Source organism: Pseudomonas sp. M5A4_2d (assembly GCF_053345295.1).
Window position 1 is genome coordinate 129,828 of record NZ_JBKEZW010000013.1, and the last position, 18,045, is coordinate 147,872.

The 18,045-nt window shown below is 60.6% G+C and carries 17 protein-coding genes; 6 read left to right on the top strand and 11 right to left on the bottom strand.

The genetic code is table 11. From position 1 onward, the window contains the following. Positions 1-2: 2 nt before the first annotated feature. Complete coding sequence (locus ACLBW8_RS25665; protein WP_447806626.1) at positions 3-158, top strand: hypothetical protein; 156 nt, start codon at positions 3-5, stop codon at positions 156-158. 28 nt (positions 159-186) lie between these two features. On the opposite strand, the gene metE is transcribed toward ACLBW8_RS25665, so the two are convergent. The 3 genes from metE to ACLBW8_RS25680 all read right to left on the bottom strand — a co-directional run bounded on the left by metE (position 187) and on the right by ACLBW8_RS25680 (position 4,126). Beyond that, on the bottom strand, positions 187-2,475 hold the full coding sequence (gene metE, locus ACLBW8_RS25670) for a 5-methyltetrahydropteroyltriglutamate--homocysteine S-methyltransferase (RefSeq protein ID WP_447806627.1): 2,289 nt from the start codon (positions 2,473-2,475) through the stop codon (positions 187-189). A 97-nt stretch (positions 2,476-2,572) separates the two neighbouring features. Continuing rightward, complete coding sequence (locus ACLBW8_RS25675) at positions 2,573-3,178, bottom strand: LysE family translocator (protein ID WP_447806628.1); 606 nt, start codon at positions 3,176-3,178, stop codon at positions 2,573-2,575. Between the two features lie 72 nt (positions 3,179-3,250). Beyond that, on the bottom strand, positions 3,251-4,126 hold the full coding sequence (locus ACLBW8_RS25680) for a LysR substrate-binding domain-containing protein (protein WP_447806629.1): 876 nt from the start codon (positions 4,124-4,126) through the stop codon (positions 3,251-3,253). Positions 4,127-4,242: 116 nt separating this feature from the next. Here ACLBW8_RS25680 and ACLBW8_RS25685 point away from each other — a divergent pair, with 116 nt between their 5' ends. From ACLBW8_RS25685 to ACLBW8_RS25700, 4 genes are all read left to right on the top strand, one after another. Then, the gene (locus ACLBW8_RS25685; RefSeq protein ID WP_447806630.1) at positions 4,243-5,532 is read left to right on the top strand and encodes an NAD(P)/FAD-dependent oxidoreductase; all 1,290 of its coding nucleotides are present in this window, start codon (positions 4,243-4,245) and stop codon (positions 5,530-5,532) included. A gap of 19 nt (positions 5,533-5,551) precedes the next feature. Continuing rightward, positions 5,552-6,640, top strand: a complete 1,089-nt coding sequence (locus ACLBW8_RS25690) for a polyamine ABC transporter substrate-binding protein (RefSeq protein ID WP_262667697.1) — start codon at positions 5,552-5,554, stop codon at positions 6,638-6,640. A 75-nt stretch (positions 6,641-6,715) separates the two neighbouring features. After that, positions 6,716-8,359, top strand: a complete 1,644-nt coding sequence (locus tag ACLBW8_RS25695; protein WP_447806631.1) for a diguanylate cyclase — start codon at positions 6,716-6,718, stop codon at positions 8,357-8,359. 94 nt (positions 8,360-8,453) lie between these two features. Next, complete coding sequence (locus ACLBW8_RS25700; RefSeq protein ID WP_447806632.1) at positions 8,454-8,936, top strand: GNAT family N-acetyltransferase; 483 nt, start codon at positions 8,454-8,456, stop codon at positions 8,934-8,936. 19 nt (positions 8,937-8,955) lie between these two features. On the opposite strand, the gene ACLBW8_RS25705 is transcribed toward ACLBW8_RS25700, so the two are convergent. The 8 genes from ACLBW8_RS25705 to ACLBW8_RS25740 all read right to left on the bottom strand — a co-directional run bounded on the left by ACLBW8_RS25705 (position 8,956) and on the right by ACLBW8_RS25740 (position 16,450). Then, positions 8,956-10,275, bottom strand: coding sequence for an OprD family porin (locus tag ACLBW8_RS25705; protein WP_447806633.1), 1,320 nt, complete (start codon positions 10,273-10,275; stop codon positions 8,956-8,958). Positions 10,276-10,413: 138 nt separating this feature from the next. Then, positions 10,414-11,247 (bottom strand): phosphodiesterase, encoded by an 834-nt coding sequence (locus tag ACLBW8_RS25710; protein ID WP_447806634.1) that lies wholly within the window; start codon positions 11,245-11,247, stop codon positions 10,414-10,416. A gap of 9 nt (positions 11,248-11,256) precedes the next feature. After that, positions 11,257-12,288, bottom strand: coding sequence for an ABC transporter ATP-binding protein (locus ACLBW8_RS25715; RefSeq protein WP_447806635.1), 1,032 nt, complete (start codon positions 12,286-12,288; stop codon positions 11,257-11,259). Beyond that, complete coding sequence (locus ACLBW8_RS25720; protein ID WP_064452081.1) at positions 12,285-13,079, bottom strand: ABC transporter permease; 795 nt, start codon at positions 13,077-13,079, stop codon at positions 12,285-12,287. The genes ACLBW8_RS25715 and ACLBW8_RS25720 overlap by 4 nt, the downstream gene beginning before the upstream one ends. Further along, positions 13,076-13,894 carry an ABC transporter permease gene (locus ACLBW8_RS25725; protein ID WP_447806636.1) on the bottom strand — a complete coding sequence of 273 codons (819 nt, stop codon included), beginning with the start codon at positions 13,892-13,894 and terminating at the stop codon, positions 13,076-13,078. Before ACLBW8_RS25725 ends, ACLBW8_RS25720 begins: the two co-directional genes overlap by 4 nt. Beyond that, positions 13,895-14,899: an ABC transporter substrate-binding protein gene (locus tag ACLBW8_RS25730; RefSeq protein ID WP_447806637.1), complete on the bottom strand. Its 1,005-nt coding sequence runs from the start codon at positions 14,897-14,899 to the stop codon at positions 13,895-13,897. Next, complete coding sequence (locus tag ACLBW8_RS25735) at positions 14,883-15,902, bottom strand: LacI family DNA-binding transcriptional regulator (RefSeq protein ID WP_447806638.1); 1,020 nt, start codon at positions 15,900-15,902, stop codon at positions 14,883-14,885. Before ACLBW8_RS25735 ends, ACLBW8_RS25730 begins: the two co-directional genes overlap by 17 nt. A gap of 164 nt (positions 15,903-16,066) precedes the next feature. Next, on the bottom strand, positions 16,067-16,450 hold the full coding sequence (locus tag ACLBW8_RS25740) for a c-type cytochrome (protein WP_447806639.1): 384 nt from the start codon (positions 16,448-16,450) through the stop codon (positions 16,067-16,069). A gap of 490 nt (positions 16,451-16,940) precedes the next feature. Here ACLBW8_RS25740 and ACLBW8_RS25745 point away from each other — a divergent pair, with 490 nt between their 5' ends. After that, entirely contained in the window at positions 16,941-18,038 is a 1,098-nt protein-coding gene (locus ACLBW8_RS25745; RefSeq protein WP_064452077.1) for a carboxynorspermidine decarboxylase, read from the top strand. Positions 18,039-18,045 lie beyond the last annotated feature (7 nt).

Sequence of the window (18,045 nt, forward strand, 5' to 3'; positions counted from 1 at the left end):
TGATGATCCACCGTCTTGCCCAGGTTTTCAGTGATTCCAATAGCCAAGTGCGTGCCAACCTGTTTGGCCTCTACGGGATCTTTATCGCCAGTCGGGCCATCTCGGTGATGCTGTATCGCTGGAAGGGTTTTGACCGCATCGAGGTCAACCCCAACTAAGGTTGGCCCCGTCCGTCAGAGGTTTAGATCACGCCAGTTCAGCGCGCAGTTGACGCGCCGCCGCGACCATGTGGATCAGCGCCGCTTCAGTCTCAGGCCAGGCACGGGTCTTCAAACCGCAGTCCGGGTTGACCCATAACCGCTCGGCCGGAATCCGTTTGGCCGCCTTGCGCAGCAAGTTAACCATTTGTGCAACATCCGGCACGCGTGGCGAGTGGATGTCGTAGACGCCCGGGCCGATTTCGTTCGGGTAAGCGAAGGCTTCGAACGCGTCCAGCAACTCCATGTCCGAGCGCGACGTCTCGATGGTGATGACGTCGGCATCCATGGCCGCAATGGACTCGATCACATCGTTGAACTCGCTGTAGCACATGTGGGTGTGGATCTGGGTTTCATCGCGCACCCCGCAGGCGCACAGACGGAACACTTCGGTCGCCCAGTCCAGGTAGTGCTGCCACTGCGCCTGGCGCAACGGCAGCCCTTCACGGAACGCGGCTTCGTCGATTTGGACGATCTTGATGCCGGCGGCTTCCAGGTCGACCACCTCGTCACGGATGGCCAAGGCCAGTTGACGCGCCTGCACTTCGCGGCTCACGTCTTCCCGTGGGAAAGACCACATCAGCAGGGTCACCGGGCCGGTCAGCATGCCCTTCATGACCTTGCTGGTCAGGCCTTGGGCGTAGCGGATCCACTCCACCGTCATGGCTTTGGGGCGGCTCAGGTCGCCGAAGATCACCGCCGGTTTCACGCAGCGCGAACCGTAGCTCTGGACCCAGCCGAAGCGGGTGAACACGTAGCCGTCCAGTTGCTCGGCGAAGTATTCAACCATGTCGTTGCGCTCGGCTTCACCGTGCACCAGCACATCCAGGCCCAGGTTTTCCTGCACTTCAACGGCGTGTTTGATCTCGCTGTGCATGGCTTCGACGTATTCGGCTTCACTCAGCTTGCCGGTTTTGAAGGACTGGCGCGCCAGGCGGATCGAGGCGGTTTGCGGGAATGAACCGATGGTGGTGGTCGGGAACAGCGGCAGGTTCAGGCCGGCACGCTGTTTGTCGATACGCTGCGCGAACAGCGACTGGCGCTGTGTGTCCTTGGCGGTGATTGCCGCCACACGGGCTTGCACGGCCGGCTTGTGAATGCGTGGCGAAGCGGCGCGGGCCGCTTGTACCGCGCGGCTTTGCGCCAGGGCGGCGAGCACGTTCGGTGCTTCGGGCTCAGTGACAGCCTGGGCCAGCACCGCGACTTCCGAGCACTTCTGCTGGGCGAACGCCAACCAGCTTTTCAGTTCGGCATCCAGCGTGTCTTCACGGTTCAAGTCAACCGGACTGTGCAGCAGCGAGCAGGACGGTGCCACCCACAGGCGATCACCCAATTTCTCATGCGCATGTTGCAAAGTCGCCAGGGCCTTTTCCAGGTCGCAACGCCAGACGTTACGGCCGTTGACGACCCCCAACGACAACACTTTATAAGCCGGCAAGCGGTCGAGGATCGTCGGGTATTGGTCCGGCGCACGCACCAGGTCGATGTGCAGGCCGTCGACCGGCAGGTTAGCGGCCAGGCCCAGGTTCTCTTCGAGGCCGCCGAAGTAAGTGGCCACCAGCTTTTTCAGCGGGTCACGCTGGATCAGGTTGTAGGCACGCTCAAAAGCGTTTTTCCACGCTTGTGGCAGGTCCAGCACCAGGATTGGCTCGTCAATCTGCACCCACTCAACGCCCAGGTCAGCCAGGCGCTGGAAGATCTGGCCGTACAGCGGCAGCAGGCGCTCGAGCAGGTCGAGCTTGTCGAAGTCGCCGCCCTTGGCCTTGCCCAGCCACAGATAAGTCAGCGGGCCGATGACGACCGGCTTGACGTTGTGGCCCAGGTCACGGGCTTCCTGCACTTCTTCAAACAACTCATCCCAACCCAGGTGGAACTGCTGATCGGCGCTGAATTCGGGTACCAGATAGTGGTAGTTGGTGTCGAACCACTTGGTCATTTCCTGGGCGTGGGCACCGCCGCAGCAGCTGTCACTGACGCCACGGGCCATGCCGAACAGGGTGTGCAACGTGGCTTTGCCATCCGCCGGGCGGAAACGCTCAGGGATCACGCCGAACATCAGCGAATGGGTCAGTACCTGGTCGTACCAGGCGAAGTCACCGGCGGGCAGCAATTCGATACCGGCCTTTTTCTGCAGGTTCCAGTGGGTCTTGCGCAGGTCACGGCCGACGGCACGCAGGCCCGCTTCGTCGAGTTCACCCTTCCAAAACGCTTCCTGCGCTTTTTTCAGTTCACGATCGCGTCCAATGCGCGGAAATCCAAGGGAATGAGCGACTGCCATGACATACAACTCCAACGTAGGTATTTATGGCAGCCATTGTCGACAGATGCTGATAGTGAGACAAACTCATTTTATTTAAGACGAACACAAGATTTGCTCATATTGAAATCAGGTGCAGGTAGAACGCGTGAAACATGAAATACGCACACGCGGCCAGTGCTATCCCCATGCAGCGGTTGAAGACGGTAAACGCCGACGTCCCGCTGATTCGCCGCCCCAGCACCGCCCCAAGCAACGCGTAGACCCAAGGCGCGCCGAACGCACCGCACGCCAGTAATGCCGACACTCCAGCAATGGACGCACCGCTGATATGCGCCGCCGGCAACATCACGCTGGTGATCGGCAGTACCGCCATGATGCCTTTGGGATTCAGCAACTGAATCACCAGGCCGTTCCAGAACGTGAGGGTTTTACCCGGCTCACGTGAAGCGTCCTCGACAACCGTGCGCGCGGTGAACACCTGATAGGCCAGATACAGTGTGTAAACGCCGCCGACCAGCGAGATATACGGTAATGCCGCTTGGGAAATGATCGCCTCGCCGGTGTAACCAAACAGTACGAACAGCAACAGCATCGCGCAGCCTACGCCGATGAAGAAACCGGTGGAGCGGCGGAATTCGCCGGTGAGCCCGGCATTCAAGCCCATGAAATTTACCGGACCCGGGCTGTACATGACGCTGAAGGCGTAGAGAAAGATGTCCATGGAAAACCTGCCGTAGAAGAAGTGCGGCGAGTCTACCGAGGCGGTTTGCGCTGAATCTTGTACGTTTGTGGTTCACTGCTGCGCCTGTCGTGCAAACCACTCCATGACCATTGCACAACCGGGGTGAGACGCCGCCATGGGTTGCAGGCACAGCGCATACACCCCGCCGGTCTCCAGAGGTTCGCCCAACGGCACCACCAGCACACCGCGCTCGATGGATTCGACGGCCAGGGTCAGGTCGGTCATCGCCACACCCAACCCACGGGCGGCGGCGTCCAGCGCCAGTTCATCGAGGTTGAACGGAATATGGCGGTATTCCTCCAGCGCGCCCGCACCGTTGGCGGCCAGCCACACGCGCCAATCCTGCTTGTCCACCGAACGGTGCAGCAGCGCCATGTGGCGCAGGTCGTCCAGTGTGGTCAGCGGCCCCAGCCCGGGAGCGCACACCGGCACCAGTTTTTCCTCGAACAACGTCAGGCACGCCGGATCGTTCGGCGGCTGGGGCAGGTATTGGATGTAAGCATCACTGTCGCCGGCAGGCTCGACCGCTTCGGTGGCGACGGTCTCGATGGCCAGCGAAATGTCCGGGTGCAGCCGGTAGAAATCACTCAGCTTCGGCAGCAGCCAACGCACGGCCAGCGACACATGCAGGCGAATCCGAAACGGGCGTTTCTGCGGGGAGATCCGGTCCTCCAGCACCTTGAGCTGCGCGAGGATACTGCGCGCACATGCCAGCACTTGCTCGCCTTCGACAGTAACGCGCAGGCTGCGACTGGTGCGGGTGAACAGCGCCACGCCGAAATGGCTTTCCAATTGCTGGATTTGGCGACTGACCGCGCTTTGGGTCAGGCACAGCGTATGCGCGGCCTGAGTGAAGCTGGCGCTGTCACTGACTTCCACCAGCGCCTGCAGGCCTTGCAAGGACGGCACGTGACGAATCTTATCCATGCGTTTTCCGAATAACTGGATGATTTTATAACGTTGGTTGTATCACCCAACCCCCTATAAATTCTAGCCATCGACTTAAATCATCCATGCAATCAACGCATGCAGCCGAGGCAAACGTGGACAATACCTGTGGCTGGATAGCCCAAACCGACCCCCTACCCGCCCGCGACGCCTTGAAGGGCGCGCAACAGGCCGATTGGCTGGTGATCGGCGCCGGCATCACCGGGCTGTGTGCCGCCCACAGCCTCGCGGCCCTGCACCCTGAAGCACGCATCGTGATCGTCGACCGTCAATACGCCGCCCAAGGTGCCTCGGCGCGGAACTCGGGGTTTGTGGTGGCCCATGAACACCCGGCTGAAAACGAGTTGTTGGGCCGCCCAGGGTTCGCAGGATTCGAGGTGGACACTGCCATCTCTCGGGCCGCCAGCGACGAGGTGCACCAGCGCATCACTCGCCATGGCATCGACTGCGACTTTCGCGACAATGGCTACTTCTTTGCCGTGCATGACGCCGACAAACTCAACCAGGTCGACGACAAACTTGCCACCCTGCACGCCCTCGGTGCCTCTGCACAATGCCTGCAAGGCGACGCACTGCACCAGAAGCTCGGCACCGCGCATTACCAGGCCGGAATCTGGTGCGGCAACGGCAACGCCCTGCTGCAACCGGCCAAATATGTGAAGGGTTTGCTGGCGGCGTTACCTGCATCGGTCAGTCTGTTTGAAAACACCGATATCACCGGTATGGAACGCATGAGCAACGGCGCCATTCGCGCGACCAGCCGGGCCGGGAGTATCGAAGCACGGCACGTGCTGGTGTGCCTGAACGCCTTTATCCCCCGCGTCGGCCTGGACCACAGCGCCACCTTCCCCATGGAACTGAGCGCGAGCCTCACCCGCCCGCTGACGGAAAAAGAATGCGCCGCCGAACCCTGGGGCGTGCTGTCAACGCGGCCACTCGGCGCCACCGTGCGTTTGACGCCGGACCGGCGCGTGATGATCCGCAACACGGCCGAGTACCGCACGCGTGACCTGGCCAACGGCGACTTACTGCAACGGCGCCACCACCACGTGCGTGGCTTGCAACGACGCTTCCCGTGGCTCACCGAGCAAGACATCCACTACACCTGGACCGGCCACCTCAGCGCGTCACGGTCCGGCCAGCCTTACTTCGCCAAGGTCGAAAACAACCTGTTTGCCATCGCCGGCTGCAACGGTTCCGGCGTGGCGCGCGGCACGTTGTGGGGGCGACTGATGGCGGAGTGGGCATCGGGCGCAAGCTCACCCTTGCTGCAATCGGTCATACAGCGTGCGCAGCCCGGCTGGCTGCCGCCCCGCCCGCTGTTTGACCTCGGTGCCCTGCTGCGCATGCGTATTGAAGCGGTACGTGCCCGTTCCGAAATCTAAAACAAAAAAGGTGAATGCAATGCACATCAAGCAATTGTCCGTGGCCGTGATGCTCGGTGCGTTTTCGGCGGCCGGCTACGCCGCCGAAGAGGTCAATATCTCCAACTGGAACGGCTATATCGCCGACGACACCCTCACCCGCTTCACCCAGGCCACCGGTATCAAGGCCACCTACGACATTCATGACAGCAACGAAGTGCTCGAATCCAAGTTGATGACCGGCAATACCGGCTATGACGTGGTCAGCCCTTCCAACCATTTCCTGTCGAGGTTGATCAAGGCCGCAGCGATCCAGAAGCTGGACCGCAGCCAGTTACCCAACTGGAAAAACCTCGACCCGCTGCTGATGAAAAAACTTGAGGTCAACGACCCGGGCAACCAGTACGGTTTCCCGTATATGTGGGGCACCGCCGGCATCGGCTACAACGTCGAGAAGATCAAGGCGATCTTTGGCAACACCGACGTCACCCACTCGTGGAAGATGTTTTTTGATGTCGACACGATCAAAAAACTCAGCACCTGCGGGGTAGCGATCATCGACAACCCCACGCAGATACTGCCCATCACCCTCAACTACCTCGGGCTGCCCCACCACAGCCATGAACCCGGCGACTATAAACAGGCTGAGCAGGCATTGTTGAAGATCCGGCCTTATATCCAGTACTTCCACGCCTCCAAGTACATCAGCGACCTGGCCAACGGCAATATCTGCGCGGTGATCGGTTTCAACGGCGACATCGTGCAAGCGGCCACCAGCGCGAAGGAAGCCAAAAACGGTATCGAGATCGCCTACTCCATCCCTGAGGAAGGCTCGACGCTCTGGATGGACATGGTGGTGATGCCCAAAGCCGCCCCCCATGAAAAGAACGCCTACACTTATATGAATTATCTGCTCGACCCCAAGGTGATCGCCAACATCAGCAACAGCATCCACTACGCCAACCCCAATAGCGCGGCAGATGAATTTCTGACGCCTGCGGTGAAGCAGGACCTGGCGATCTATCCGCCGAAAGGTGTGATGGACAAGTTGTTTATCGTCGAAGACTTGCCCCCGGCGATTGCACGATTGGCTACGCGTTTGTGGACCAAATTGAAGACCAACACATAAGCGCATCCACCGCTGGTCGTAACCCTTGCATTGGGCATAACATGAGTCAAAACAAACACTAAAAAATGAGCCCCCATGATCAAAGCCAGCCTGCGCAGTCATCTGACCCTTTGGTTTGCCGGCTTGTCATTGCTCACGCTGCTCAGCGTGGGCTTCTATGTCGGTCAAATCGCCACAGAGCAGATGAAGCAGGCCAGTGGCAATACGCTGCTCAGCACGGCCCGATCCACAGCGGCGCTGCTGGCCGTGCAATTGCATGATCGTCAACTGGAAGTGTCCTTGTTGAGCAAGGCACCGATCATGCGCAGGGGCAACCTGGACGCGCCGGATATCCTGACCTTGATGGAGCTGCGCACCCAATCGCGCGCGGAGTATGCGTGGATGGGCGTTGCCGACGCCGACGGGCGTGTGCGACAGGCGGTCAACGGGCTGCTGGTCAATCAATCGGTGCAACAGCGGCCGTGGTTTCAGGCAGGCATGCACGCCGAGTACACCGGCGACCCCCACGAAGCCGTCTTGCTCGCCAAGCTGCTACCCGGTGCTGCGAATGGCGAGCCGCTGCGCTTTATCGATTTCGCTGCGCCGATTCGCAATGCTGAAGGTGAAACGATAGCCGTGCTGGGCGCCCATGCTCACTGGAACTGGGTTACCCAGATTGTCGATTCCGCCGTGATGCAAAAGGATGCTATCCCCAAGGTAGAGGCGCTGATTGTCGATTTTGACGGCAGGGTGCTTTACCCGGAATTGCTCGCAGGCGAACACATGCCGCCCGACCAATTGAGCACGCCCTCCGGCTGGTCCACGGGCAATGGCTACGTCACTGCCTCGGTGGCAGTCCCAAGCCCGTCGAATGCCAAAATGACCTGGTACATCATGGTGCGCCAACCGTTGGACGTCGCACTGCAACCGGCGCACACCCTGCTCTACAAATTGCTGCTACTGGGGTTACTCGCAGCAATTATCTTCGTACTTGCCGCTTACTACATCGCATCATCACTCAGCCGTCCCATCGAACGCCTGGCCAAGTCAGCCAAGCAAGTGCAGGACCAACAGCCCGGCGCCGTCTTCCCGCAGGAACATTCGGTGCTGGAAATCGCCCAACTGGGCCGGTCCATCAGCAGCATGACCCAATCGCTGCTCGCCAAAGAGCGCGAACTGCAGGAAGCCAATGCCTCCCTGGAGGCCACGGTCGCCCAGCGCACCGCCGACCTCACCCAAGCCAATGCCGACCTCTTGAGCCTGGCCACACACGACGCGCTCACCGGCGTCTACAACCGCCGCCGCTTCGATGAGAAACTCGCCGAGAACAGCCTGCTGTTCCAACGCACCGGCCGCACCTTCGCCCTGCTGCTGATCGACGCAGACTACTTCAAGCGCGTCAACGACACCTACGGCCACACGGTAGGCGATGACGTTTTATGCCAACTGGCGACGCTGATCGAGAGCAACACCCGCGCCACCGACTTTGTCGCGCGCTACGGCGGTGAAGAATTCGCGGTATTGCTGCCGGAAGTTGAAGAGCCCGACAGCCCGGACGTCGTCGCCGAGAAAATCCGGGCCGCCGTGGCTGCTGCGAAGTTTCCGTCGGTGGGCCAAGTCACAGTGAGTATTGGCGTGAGCATCGCCCAGCCTTCGGACCGGGATTCTTTAGCCCTGCTCAAGCGCGCGGATATGCAGCTGTATGAGGCCAAGGCTGCGGGCAGAAATCGGGTGGCGTGAACGGGAATAATCAATCCACTGTGGCGAGCGGTTGACTCACCACAGTTTCCTGTTGCGCTGAGTACAAGGCCGTCTGATTTAGCGGGGAATATGAGTGATACAGGCCAGCGAAGACGTTGCGATACACACGCTGGGCGAACTCCCCCAGCAGATCCGCGTACTGGAAGCGCAGGCCGTTGCCGAAGGGTTCCGGTTCCTGACGCGGCTTATCACCGAATGGGAAAACCGCTCCAATCGATTTGATCAACCCGGTGAGTGCCTGTTGGGCGTCTTTCGTCACGGCCAGTTGATTGCCGTCGGCGGCATGTCCTGCGACCCATACGCCGGCCCGGGAATCGGTCGACTGCGCCGGGTATACGTGGCGCCCGCGATGCGAGGCCGTCGTATTGCAACGGTGTTGGTAGAACAACTACTGGAATACGCAGCGGTTCATTTTCAGGCCGTGCGCCTGTTCACCGATACACCACAGGCCACGCAGTTTTATCTGCGCTGCGGTTTTCAACCCATCGAGGATGACAAGGCGACGCACGTAAAATCACTCACGCCCTTGAAAGCACGCGCCTCAACACAGCCTTGAGGCGCGGTGCGTTCGCCACCTACATTAATGGAATCGAATAGCTCACAAACACCCGATTCTGATCCTGGTCGCGCGCCACGTCGCTGCGCGACATACCATTGCGCCAGCCGAACCCGACGTTCTTGAATGTACCGCTCTGCACCACGTAATCCAGGGAGATATCCCGCTCCCACTCGCTGGCATTGTTGCCGGTGGTGGTGAGGATATGGTCGCCCTTCAAATACATCACCGACGCCTTCAGGCCTGGCAGGCCCAGTGCGACGAAGTCGTAGGCATATTGCGCGAAGCCAGTACGCTCACCGGCCTGGATGAAGGTCTGCACCGTACGGTCGGTGTACAGGTACAGGCTGGAGCCACCCTCCCCTTTGTTCACCAGGCCACCCTGGTTGAGTTGGGCGAAGTTGCTGTCGTCGGAGACTTGCTGGTAACCGGCGGTGATCGCATGGGGCCCCAGGGAGTAAATGAAGGCGGCACTCCAGGTGTTGTTGTCGATTTCGCCGTCGCCGTTCTTGGTATAGCCGCCGAACTTATAACCTTCGGCGCGCCCGGCAGCGCTGCTGTTTTTGCCGTCGGAGGTGGTCTTGAAGTAACGCAGGTCGGTTTTCAGTGAGCCGTAGTCGCCCAGCGGCAACACATGGATCAAACCGGCGAAGTGCTGTTGGTAATAGTCTTCGAGGTTGGCGTAGTAATACTGGACCAGCAGGTCCTTGCTCACTTGGTAGTCGGCACCGGCGTAGTTGAATTTATTGCTTTCCCGGGTGCCGCCCGCCGCTGCCAGGCCGCTGCTGTCGCTGGAGCCACGGCCGGTGGTGTGTTGCAGTTGACCGCCGATCAGGGTCAGGTTGTCGATGTCTTTACTGGTGACCTGCCCGCCTTCGAAGGATTGCGGTAACAGGCGGCCATCGTTGCTCACCAGGATCGGCAGGTTCGGCCGCAGGTAGCCGTAGCGCAACTCGGTCTTGGCGAAACGCGCCTTGGCCGTCGCGCCAGCACGTGCCCAGCTGTCCGCCGCTTTGCCGTCATCGTTGGGGATCATCGAGCTGCCCACGTGGCGGCCGGCACCGCTGTCGAGGGTCACGCCGAGCATGCCGACGGCGTCAAGTCCAAAACCGACGGTGCCTTCGGTAAAGCCCGACTGGTAGTTGAGGATAAACGCCTGGCCCCACTCTTCGGTCTTCGACGGGGCGGCGGCGCCGTCACGGTTGTCGTTATTGAAGTAGAAGTTACGCATGCTCAAGTTGGCTTTACTGTCGCTCAGGAAATCAGCGCTCGCCAAAGGGCTCAGGGCAATGCCCAGGCCGCCGGTCAATACGCTTAATACATTCAACGTGGCTTTCATCAGGACGAACTCCGGCGCGGAATCCAGGTTCCGGGCGCAAAAAGAAGGCAGCAGGAAGCACGCGGCCCCTCTTGAGTGGGCCGGTGCACTAACGAGCGTTTAAGTACTTAGTTGAGTGAAGTGAACCTCCGTAAAACCTCAGTCAATCAATCCATGAGCGTCATAAAACGGATACGGCCCCGGGTAATCCCCGAACACGCCGTTGTGGCTGATCAACCCCTGCTGTTCATCCCAGCGGTGCAGCAGGTAACCCGCCGGCTCCAGGTTGAAATGCGCGGGCGCGGCGTCTTGCAGGTCGAGCACGATCTGGTGGGAAGTGCCGGGGCACACGCAACTCAAACTACCGCCGAAACGCCGTTGCATGGGCCGATGTAAATGCCCGCACAACAGGCGCTCCACCTGAGGGTGGCGGGCAACGACGCGCTCCAAAGCGGCGGCGTTGATAAAGGCTTCGCGGTCCATATGGCCAATGCCGCTGATAAACGGCGGGTGATGCAGGATCAGCAAGGTCGGTGCAGCGGGGCGCAGCGCCAACTGTTCGTCGAGCCACTGCAACTGGCTGTCCAGCAACTGGCCGCCATGGCCACCGGGAATGGTCGAGTCGAGGCCGATCAGACGCAGCGGATGTTCGTCCACCACCCAATCCAACGGGCCCTCTGCCGAGGCGGGTAAATAAGCGTGATCGCGGAAGGCATCCAGCAACGGACCGCGCGTGTCATGGTTGCCGGGCACCAGGTAGCAAGGCATCTGCAGGCGCGCCAGCTCAGGGTGCAGCACGGCGTATTCGTCGGCGCGACCGAAGTCCACCAGGTCGCCGCTGACCACCACAATATCGGGCCTGGGGTAGCTGGCGTTCAGATGCTCGACGGCACGGCGCAGCGCGCCCAGGGTATCGACAACGCCATAGGTCAAGCGATTGCCGGCTTTAAGGTGCAAATCGCTGATCTGCGCAACAACAAACGGACGGTTCAAAATAAGCTCTCACGCATTCAGGGTGAACAACATGTGCGGCGCAATGGCCAGGGCAATCGGCGCGCCGACGCTGTGCAACTGGTTGTCGCTGCTGTCCACCAGCAGCGGTTGTGGGCCGCCGACATCCACCAACAGGCGGCTTTGTGCCCCCTGGAAGAACTGCGCCAACAGGTGGCCGTGCAAGTGCCCCTCGCCCTCCATCACGCGCAGGTGTTCGGGGCGGCAGTACACGGTGCCGGGGCGGTCGGCGGCGTGCCACGGCAGTTCACCGCCGCAGACTTTCAGGCCATGGGCGGTGCGGTCGAGTACCACGAAGGCATTGAGATTGCCGACAAAACCGGCGACGAAGGCGTTGGCCGGTTGCTGATAGATCTGCCGTGGGCTGGCCAGTTGCGCGACACGCCCCTGCTCCATCACCAGGATGCGATCGCCCAGGGCCATGGCTTCGCCCTGATCGTGGGTGACAAATACCGAGGTGATGCCGAGCCCGCGCAGCAGTTGGTCCAGCTCACTGCGCAACCGCTCGCGCAATTGCGCATCGAGGGCGGCCAGGGGTTCATCCAGCAACAGCACTTTAGGCCGCGGAGCCAGCGCCCGAGCCAAGGCCACGCGCTGACGCTGCCCCCCCGAGAGTTCATGGATGCTGCGCTTGCCGTGGTGCTGCAAGTCCACCAGTTCCAGTAACTCTTCACAGCGCTTGTTGCGCGCCGGCGCCGACACACCGCGAATCTTCAAGCCGTAGACGATGTTGCCGGTCACATCCAGGTTAGGGAACAGCGCGTAGTTCTGGAACACCATGCCCACATCGCGACGCTCGATGGGCAGGCGGGTGACGTCTTGATCGCCGAAAAACACCTGGCCCACGTCCGGGCGCTCCAGGCCGGCAATCAGGCGCAAGGTCGTGGTTTTGCCACAGCCGGAGGGGCCGAGAATGGCCAGGGTTTCACCGCCCTCGACAGTCAAATTCAAGTCATGCACGGCCACGGTGCCGTCGGCGAATGCCTTGCGACAGCCCTGCAACCGGATAGTGATAGCGGTCATCGACGCTCTCCACGGGACAAACGAGCACTGATGGCCTGCAGCGCAATCAGCAGTGGCACGATCATCAGCAAAAAGATAAGGGTGTAGGCGCTGGCGATTTCCAGGCGGGCCGAGGCGTAGCTGTCGGCCAGGCCTACGGGCAGCGTTTTGGTCATGGGTGTATGCAGCATCCACGTCAGGTTGAATTCACCCAGGCTCAGGGTCACCACCATCAGCACGCCGGCGAGAATCCCCGCCCGGCAGTTCGGTACTACCACGCTGAAGAAGCGCTTGATCGGCCCTGCACCGAGGCTCGCCGCCGCCTCCTCCAGCACCGGCAGTTGCTGGCGTTGCATCACGGCCATCACCGGGCGCACCAGAAACGGCAAGGTGAACAGCACGTGGCCGACGAGGATGAACAACCAACTGCTGCGAAACGTACCGAACTGGCCGTAGGTCAGCAGCAACGCCAACGCACTGGCCAACCCCGGCATTGCCACCGGCAGCACCATCAGCTCTTCGAAGGCGCGACTGAAGCGGTTGTTCATCCGCACCAGGGCATATGCCGCAGGTACGCCGATCACGCAGACGCACACCGCGCAGGCCAGGGCCAATTGCAGTGACAGCCACACGGTCGGCGAATAGGCCTGCCACACCTGGATCAGCCAATCGAAGGTCAACCCACTGGACAGGCCGACAAAGAAGTTGCGGGTCAACCCGGCCAACAATGACATCACCACCGGCACCAACATGAAGGCGCACACCAGCAGGGTAAACAGCAGTTGAATCACAAACAGCGAAGAGCGCTTCACAGGACTGTCCCCGCGTTTTTCACCAGCCGCCGTGTCAACAGCAACACGGCCCAAGTCACCGCCCCCAGCACCACTGACAGCGCAGCGGCGACGGCAAAGTTGGCGTAGTTGGTGAACACGTTGTAGATCGCCACCGGGGTGACGTTCAGCCGCGTGCCCAAGGTGAAGGCTGTACCAAATGCGCCCATTGAGGTGGCAAAGCAGATCGCCCCGCAGGAGGCCAGCGCGGGGGCCAGGCCCGGCACGATGACGTCGCACACCACGCGCCAATGGCCCGCCCCCAATGAATGAGCGGCTTCTTCGAGGCTACGGTCGAGGCTTTCGCACGCCGCCATCACCGTGAGAATCACCCGTGGAATCGAGAAGTACAGGTAGCCCACGAACAGCCCGGTCAACGAATACGCAAAGATCCAGCGCTCACCGGCCAGTTGCAGACCCAAGGCAGCGAACAGGCCTTGGCGCCCGGCCAACAGGATCACCAGAAAGCCCACCACCACCCCGGGAAACGCCAGCGGAAAGGTCAAGAGCGCCACCAGCGCCGAGCGCCCGAAGAACTGCTGGCGCGCAAGAAAGACGCCGCTGATGCCGCCGATCAGTAACGCGACCAACGTCACCACCAGCGCAAGGATCACGGTTTGCCCCAGGCTGCCCAAGTACTGCGCACTGCTGAGCACCTGCCAATAACCGCTGCCTTGGCTGTCGCGGCTTTGTGCGCCGAGCACCACCAGGTGCGCCAGCGGCAACAGCCAGAACGCGAGCAGCACCGCAAAGGCCGGGGCCAATGCCCAGGCGGCGTGTTTTGCCGATGCGGCCACTTACTTGACCTCGTTCAGGTAACGGGCGGCGAAGGCTTCCTGCACAGCGGCCATTTTTTCGTAATCGACCACGCCGGCACGCGCGTAGTCGCTGTCCGGCAGGAACTGCGCGGCCACATCGGCCGGCATTTTCATCGGCCGTACCGGGCGCAGGTAGGCCTTGGCCCAGAGCGCCTGGCCTGCGTCGGACAGCACGAAATCGAGGACCTTTTCGGCATTCGCGCGATGCGGCGCGTTAGCCACCAGGCTCATCACGTACGGCACGCTGATGCTGCCCTCCTTGGGGATCACGAAGGCGACATTGGCGTTGTCCTTGTAACGCGCGCGGTAGGCGTTGAAGTCGTAGTCCACCAGGATCGGCAGCTCGCCGGACAGCACCCGCGCATAAGCCGTCTGCTTGGGCACGATGGGCGCGTTTTTCGCGAGCTTCTGGAAGTAGTCGATGGCTGGGGCGAAGTTATCCAGGTCACCGCCCAGCGCGCGGTTGATCGCCACGGCGGAGACGTAGCCCACAAACGCACTGGACGGGTCCAGGTAACCGACCATGCCTTTGTACTCAGGTTTGAGCAGGTCGGCCCAGCCTTGCGGCACGGGCAAGCCGCCCAGCGCGTCGACGTTGACCATGATGCCCAAGGTGCCGGAGTGAATCGCAAACCAGTGGCCGGCCGGGTCCTTCAACACGGCCGGGATCTGCTCCCAGCCTTTGGGTGTGTAGGTGTCGACCACCTGGGCTTTTTGCGCCTGCAGGCCGAAGGTCACGCCGTAATACACCACGTCCGCCACCGGCGCGGCCTTCTCGGCCACCAACTGCGCCAGGGATTGGCCGGAGTTCTTGTTGTCCAGCGGCACCTGCACGCCGGTGCTGGCGGCGATGGCCTTGAGTTGGCTGCCCCAGTCCGCCCAGTCGGGCGGGCAGTTGTAGCAAATCGCGGTTTCGGCGGCGTGGGCCAGGCTGGCCGCGCCGCACAGCAGCAAGGCTGCCAAGGTTTTACTGAACGCGCGCATCAAGCGTCTCCTCATGGGGTTGAGTGCTTTCGCCGGGCCGGATATGGCAAGGCAGGCAATGGGAAATCGGGGAGTTACCGGCGATCTGCGCCAGCAGTTGATCAATCACGGTGCTGGCGAGCAGCGCGATGGGTTGCACCACGCTGCACAGGGTCGGGTGCATCTGGGTGCCAAGCGATATGCCATCAAAGCCCATGACCGAGAGTTGCTCAGGCACATTCCAGGCGTTGCGGCGCAATTCGGCGATCAGGCTGATGGCAAGAAAATCGTTGGAGCACACCAGCGCGGTCGGTGCCTGGGGGCCGTGGAGAAAGGGCTCGATGGCCGCGAACTCGGCCTGGGTGTGGGCCGGCATCTCGATGACCGGGCGGCTGTCGAGCCCGTACGCTTTCATCGCGTCGCAATAACCGGCGTAACGCAGGCGAGCGCGATCAGACTGCAATGCGGGGCCGGCGACCATGCTGATGCGTCGGTGCCCCGCTTCCAGCAAATAACGCGTGGCCAGGGCCATACCCGCGCGGTTATCGACCGACACCGCGCTGTAGCCGGGATTGCTCGGTTGGTGATACGCCAGCACGAACGGCGTTTGTTCGGTGGCGAGGCTGTTGAGCACGCTGTTGCTTTCGGCGTCGGTCACCGTCAGCACCAGGCCGTCGACGCGTTGGCGCAACAACTCTTCCACCACCACGCTTTCGCGTTCGCTGCTGTAGTCGGTGGTCGCCAGCAACAGGCTGTAGCCGCGCAACCGTGCCGCACGCTCCATGGCCTGGAACTGTTCGGCGAACACCGGGTTGAGCAGGTTGGGCACCACTACGCCAATCAGCTGGGTGGTTTGCAGGCGCAATTGGCGGCCGAGCAAATTGGGCCGAAAGCCCAGCTCACGAGCGGCGGCGAACACCTGCTCACGGGTGGCCGGGCGCACCTGGTCGGGTGATGCAAAGGTGCGGGCGGCGGTGGCGCGGGATACGCCAGCCAGCCGTGCAACGTCTTTCAAGTCAGTCATTGTCACTCGCTTGAGATCGATCTCATTGGCGAGGACAGTAGCGAGGGAATGTGGCAGGAAGGTGGTGGGCAGATGACGGTTTGATGTCAGTGCTGTCCGCTTCAGTTGAGGCGGCTTTTAACCGAGAGTGTTCATTAACGATGCACCCACCTCACTTCTCACCCTCATCGAGTGTTTGAAATCACACCCTGCATGTATTGATTTAAATCGCGAAAATCCTGAACCTTCCAGGCAAAGGGCGAGAGCTTTACTCCGTTCTCTTGCAACGTCCTTGGAATCAAGTCTCCATTGGGACGAAGTATTATCGATGACACAATAACGCCCGGATAATCGTTGAGCCGTTTCTTGAAAGCAGACGTTGTAAGGTCAGGTGTAGGCGGATTGCTCTTATGCGCCAAGGGCCCTGTTCCCTTGAGGTCTGTTCCGTGGCACATCACACACCGCTGCGAATAGAGGTTTTTACCGTTGGTGTTATCTGCGGCGGAGGGTGAAGTTTGAATGAGCGATAACATGCCCAGCGACGCGATGAGTACTATTTTTGTTTTCATGTGTTATGGGGCCTTGTTGTAAAAATAAGCGCTGAATCAAGGGCAAACGCCGCAAGGGCTACTGCAACACTTAATATTCTCGAAAACGTTTGAACTGCGGCTTCCAGGCGCTGACTTTGCGGAACGTGAAGTTCAACTCAAACGGTGTTTCGCCTGGCCTGCCCAGCGCGCAAATCAAAACATAAGTCATTGATTTAAATCAGAAATAACTTTTAAGCTGGTTAGAGATCCGTCATTCTCCATTGCGCTGCCCTTGCTGGCAAGGATCGCCCAGAGAGGCTTATGAGCAATCTCGGCTCAACGTGATGTGCGCGCTTCATCAAGGCAGTTGCGCTCACCGTCGGTCGGTGTCATACCCCTGGACAGTCATATTCAGGCGCTATCCTTGGAAACCCGGCGCGCAAAATCCGCCCGCTAACCTTTCGATTCGATCCAAGTGCGGGCACAATGCGTGTCCTTTTTTGGCAGGCACCGCCGCAGGCTCTCAAAAATGATCAAAACGCCGTACTACCTCATCGATAAACAGAAGCTTCTGGTCAACATGCAGAAGATTGCTTACGTGCGCGAACAGTCCGGCGCCAAGGCCCTGCTGGCGCTCAAGTGCTTTGCCACCTGGTCGGTGTTCGACTTGATGCAGGAATACATGGACGGCACCACCTCGTCGTCGCTGTACGAGTTGAAGCTCGGCCGCCAGAAGTTCGAAGGCGAGGCGCACGCCTACAGCGTGGCGTGGGCCGACGATGAAATCGAGGAGATGCTGGATAACTGCGACAAGATCATCTTCAACTCCATCAGCCAGCTGCAGCGCTTTGCCGAGCGTTCCGAAGGCAAGACCCGCGGCCTGCGTGTGAACCCGCAGGTGAGCAGTTCCGACTACCTGCTGGCCGACCCGGCGCGCCCGTTCAGCCGTCTGGGCGAATGGGACCCGGTGAAGATCGAAGGCGTCATCGAGCAGATCTCCGGCTTCATGTTCCACAACAACTGCGAGAACGGTGACTTCAACCTGTTCGACCAGATGCTCAACACCATCGAAGAACGCTTCGGCGCGCTCCTGCACAAGGTCAACTGGGTCAGCCTCGGCGGCGGCATCCACTTCACCGGTGAAGGCTATGCCATCGACGCTTTCTGCCAGCGCCTCAAGGCGTTCTCGCAGAAGTACGACGTGCAGGTGTACCTGGAACCCGGCGAAGCGGCGATCACCAACAGCGCCTCGCTGGAAGTGACCGTGCTCGACACCCTCTACAACGGCAAGAACCTCGCCGTGGTAGACAGCTCCATCGAAGCCCACCTGCTGGACCTGCTGATCTACCGCCTCAACGCCAAGCTGGCGCCGAGCGAGGGTGAACACACCGTCATGGTGTGCGGCAAATCCTGCCTGGCCGGGGACATCTTCGGCGAATATCAATTTGATCGTCCGCTGGCCATCGGCGATCGGCTGTCGTTCATCGACACCGCAGGCTACACCATGGTCAAGAAAAACTGGTTCAACGGCCTGAAAATGCCGTCCATCGTAGTGAAACAACTCGACGGTACAGTCGAGGTGGTTCGTGAATTTGGTTACGACGACTACCTGTCCAGCCTTTCGTAAGCTGGCG

What these genes read in the sequence shown, in the direction of transcription:
- ACLBW8_RS25665 (WP_447806626.1), top strand. Translation starts at nt 3, where the DNA reads ATGATCCACCGTCTTGCCCAGGTTTTCAGTGATTCCAATAGCCAAGTG.
- metE (WP_447806627.1), bottom strand. Translation starts at nt 2,475, where the DNA reads ATGGCAGTCGCTCATTCCCTTGGATTTCCGCGCATTGGACGCGATCGT.
- ACLBW8_RS25675 (WP_447806628.1), bottom strand. Translation starts at nt 3,178, where the DNA reads ATGGACATCTTTCTCTACGCCTTCAGCGTCATGTACAGCCCGGGTCCG.
- ACLBW8_RS25680 (WP_447806629.1), bottom strand. Translation starts at nt 4,126, where the DNA reads ATGGATAAGATTCGTCACGTGCCGTCCTTGCAAGGCCTGCAGGCGCTG.
- ACLBW8_RS25690 (WP_262667697.1), top strand. Translation starts at nt 5,552, where the DNA reads ATGCACATCAAGCAATTGTCCGTGGCCGTGATGCTCGGTGCGTTTTCG.
- ACLBW8_RS25695 (WP_447806631.1), top strand. Translation starts at nt 6,716, where the DNA reads ATGATCAAAGCCAGCCTGCGCAGTCATCTGACCCTTTGGTTTGCCGGC.
- ACLBW8_RS25705 (WP_447806633.1), bottom strand. Translation starts at nt 10,275, where the DNA reads ATGAAAGCCACGTTGAATGTATTAAGCGTATTGACCGGCGGCCTGGGC.
- ACLBW8_RS25715 (WP_447806635.1), bottom strand. Translation starts at nt 12,288, where the DNA reads ATGACCGCTATCACTATCCGGTTGCAGGGCTGTCGCAAGGCATTCGCC.
- ACLBW8_RS25730 (WP_447806637.1), bottom strand. Translation starts at nt 14,899, where the DNA reads ATGCGCGCGTTCAGTAAAACCTTGGCAGCCTTGCTGCTGTGCGGCGCG.
- ACLBW8_RS25735 (WP_447806638.1), bottom strand. Translation starts at nt 15,902, where the DNA reads ATGACTGACTTGAAAGACGTTGCACGGCTGGCTGGCGTATCCCGCGCC.
- ACLBW8_RS25740 (WP_447806639.1), bottom strand. Translation starts at nt 16,450, where the DNA reads ATGAAAACAAAAATAGTACTCATCGCGTCGCTGGGCATGTTATCGCTC.
- ACLBW8_RS25745 (WP_064452077.1), top strand. Translation starts at nt 16,941, where the DNA reads ATGATCAAAACGCCGTACTACCTCATCGATAAACAGAAGCTTCTGGTC.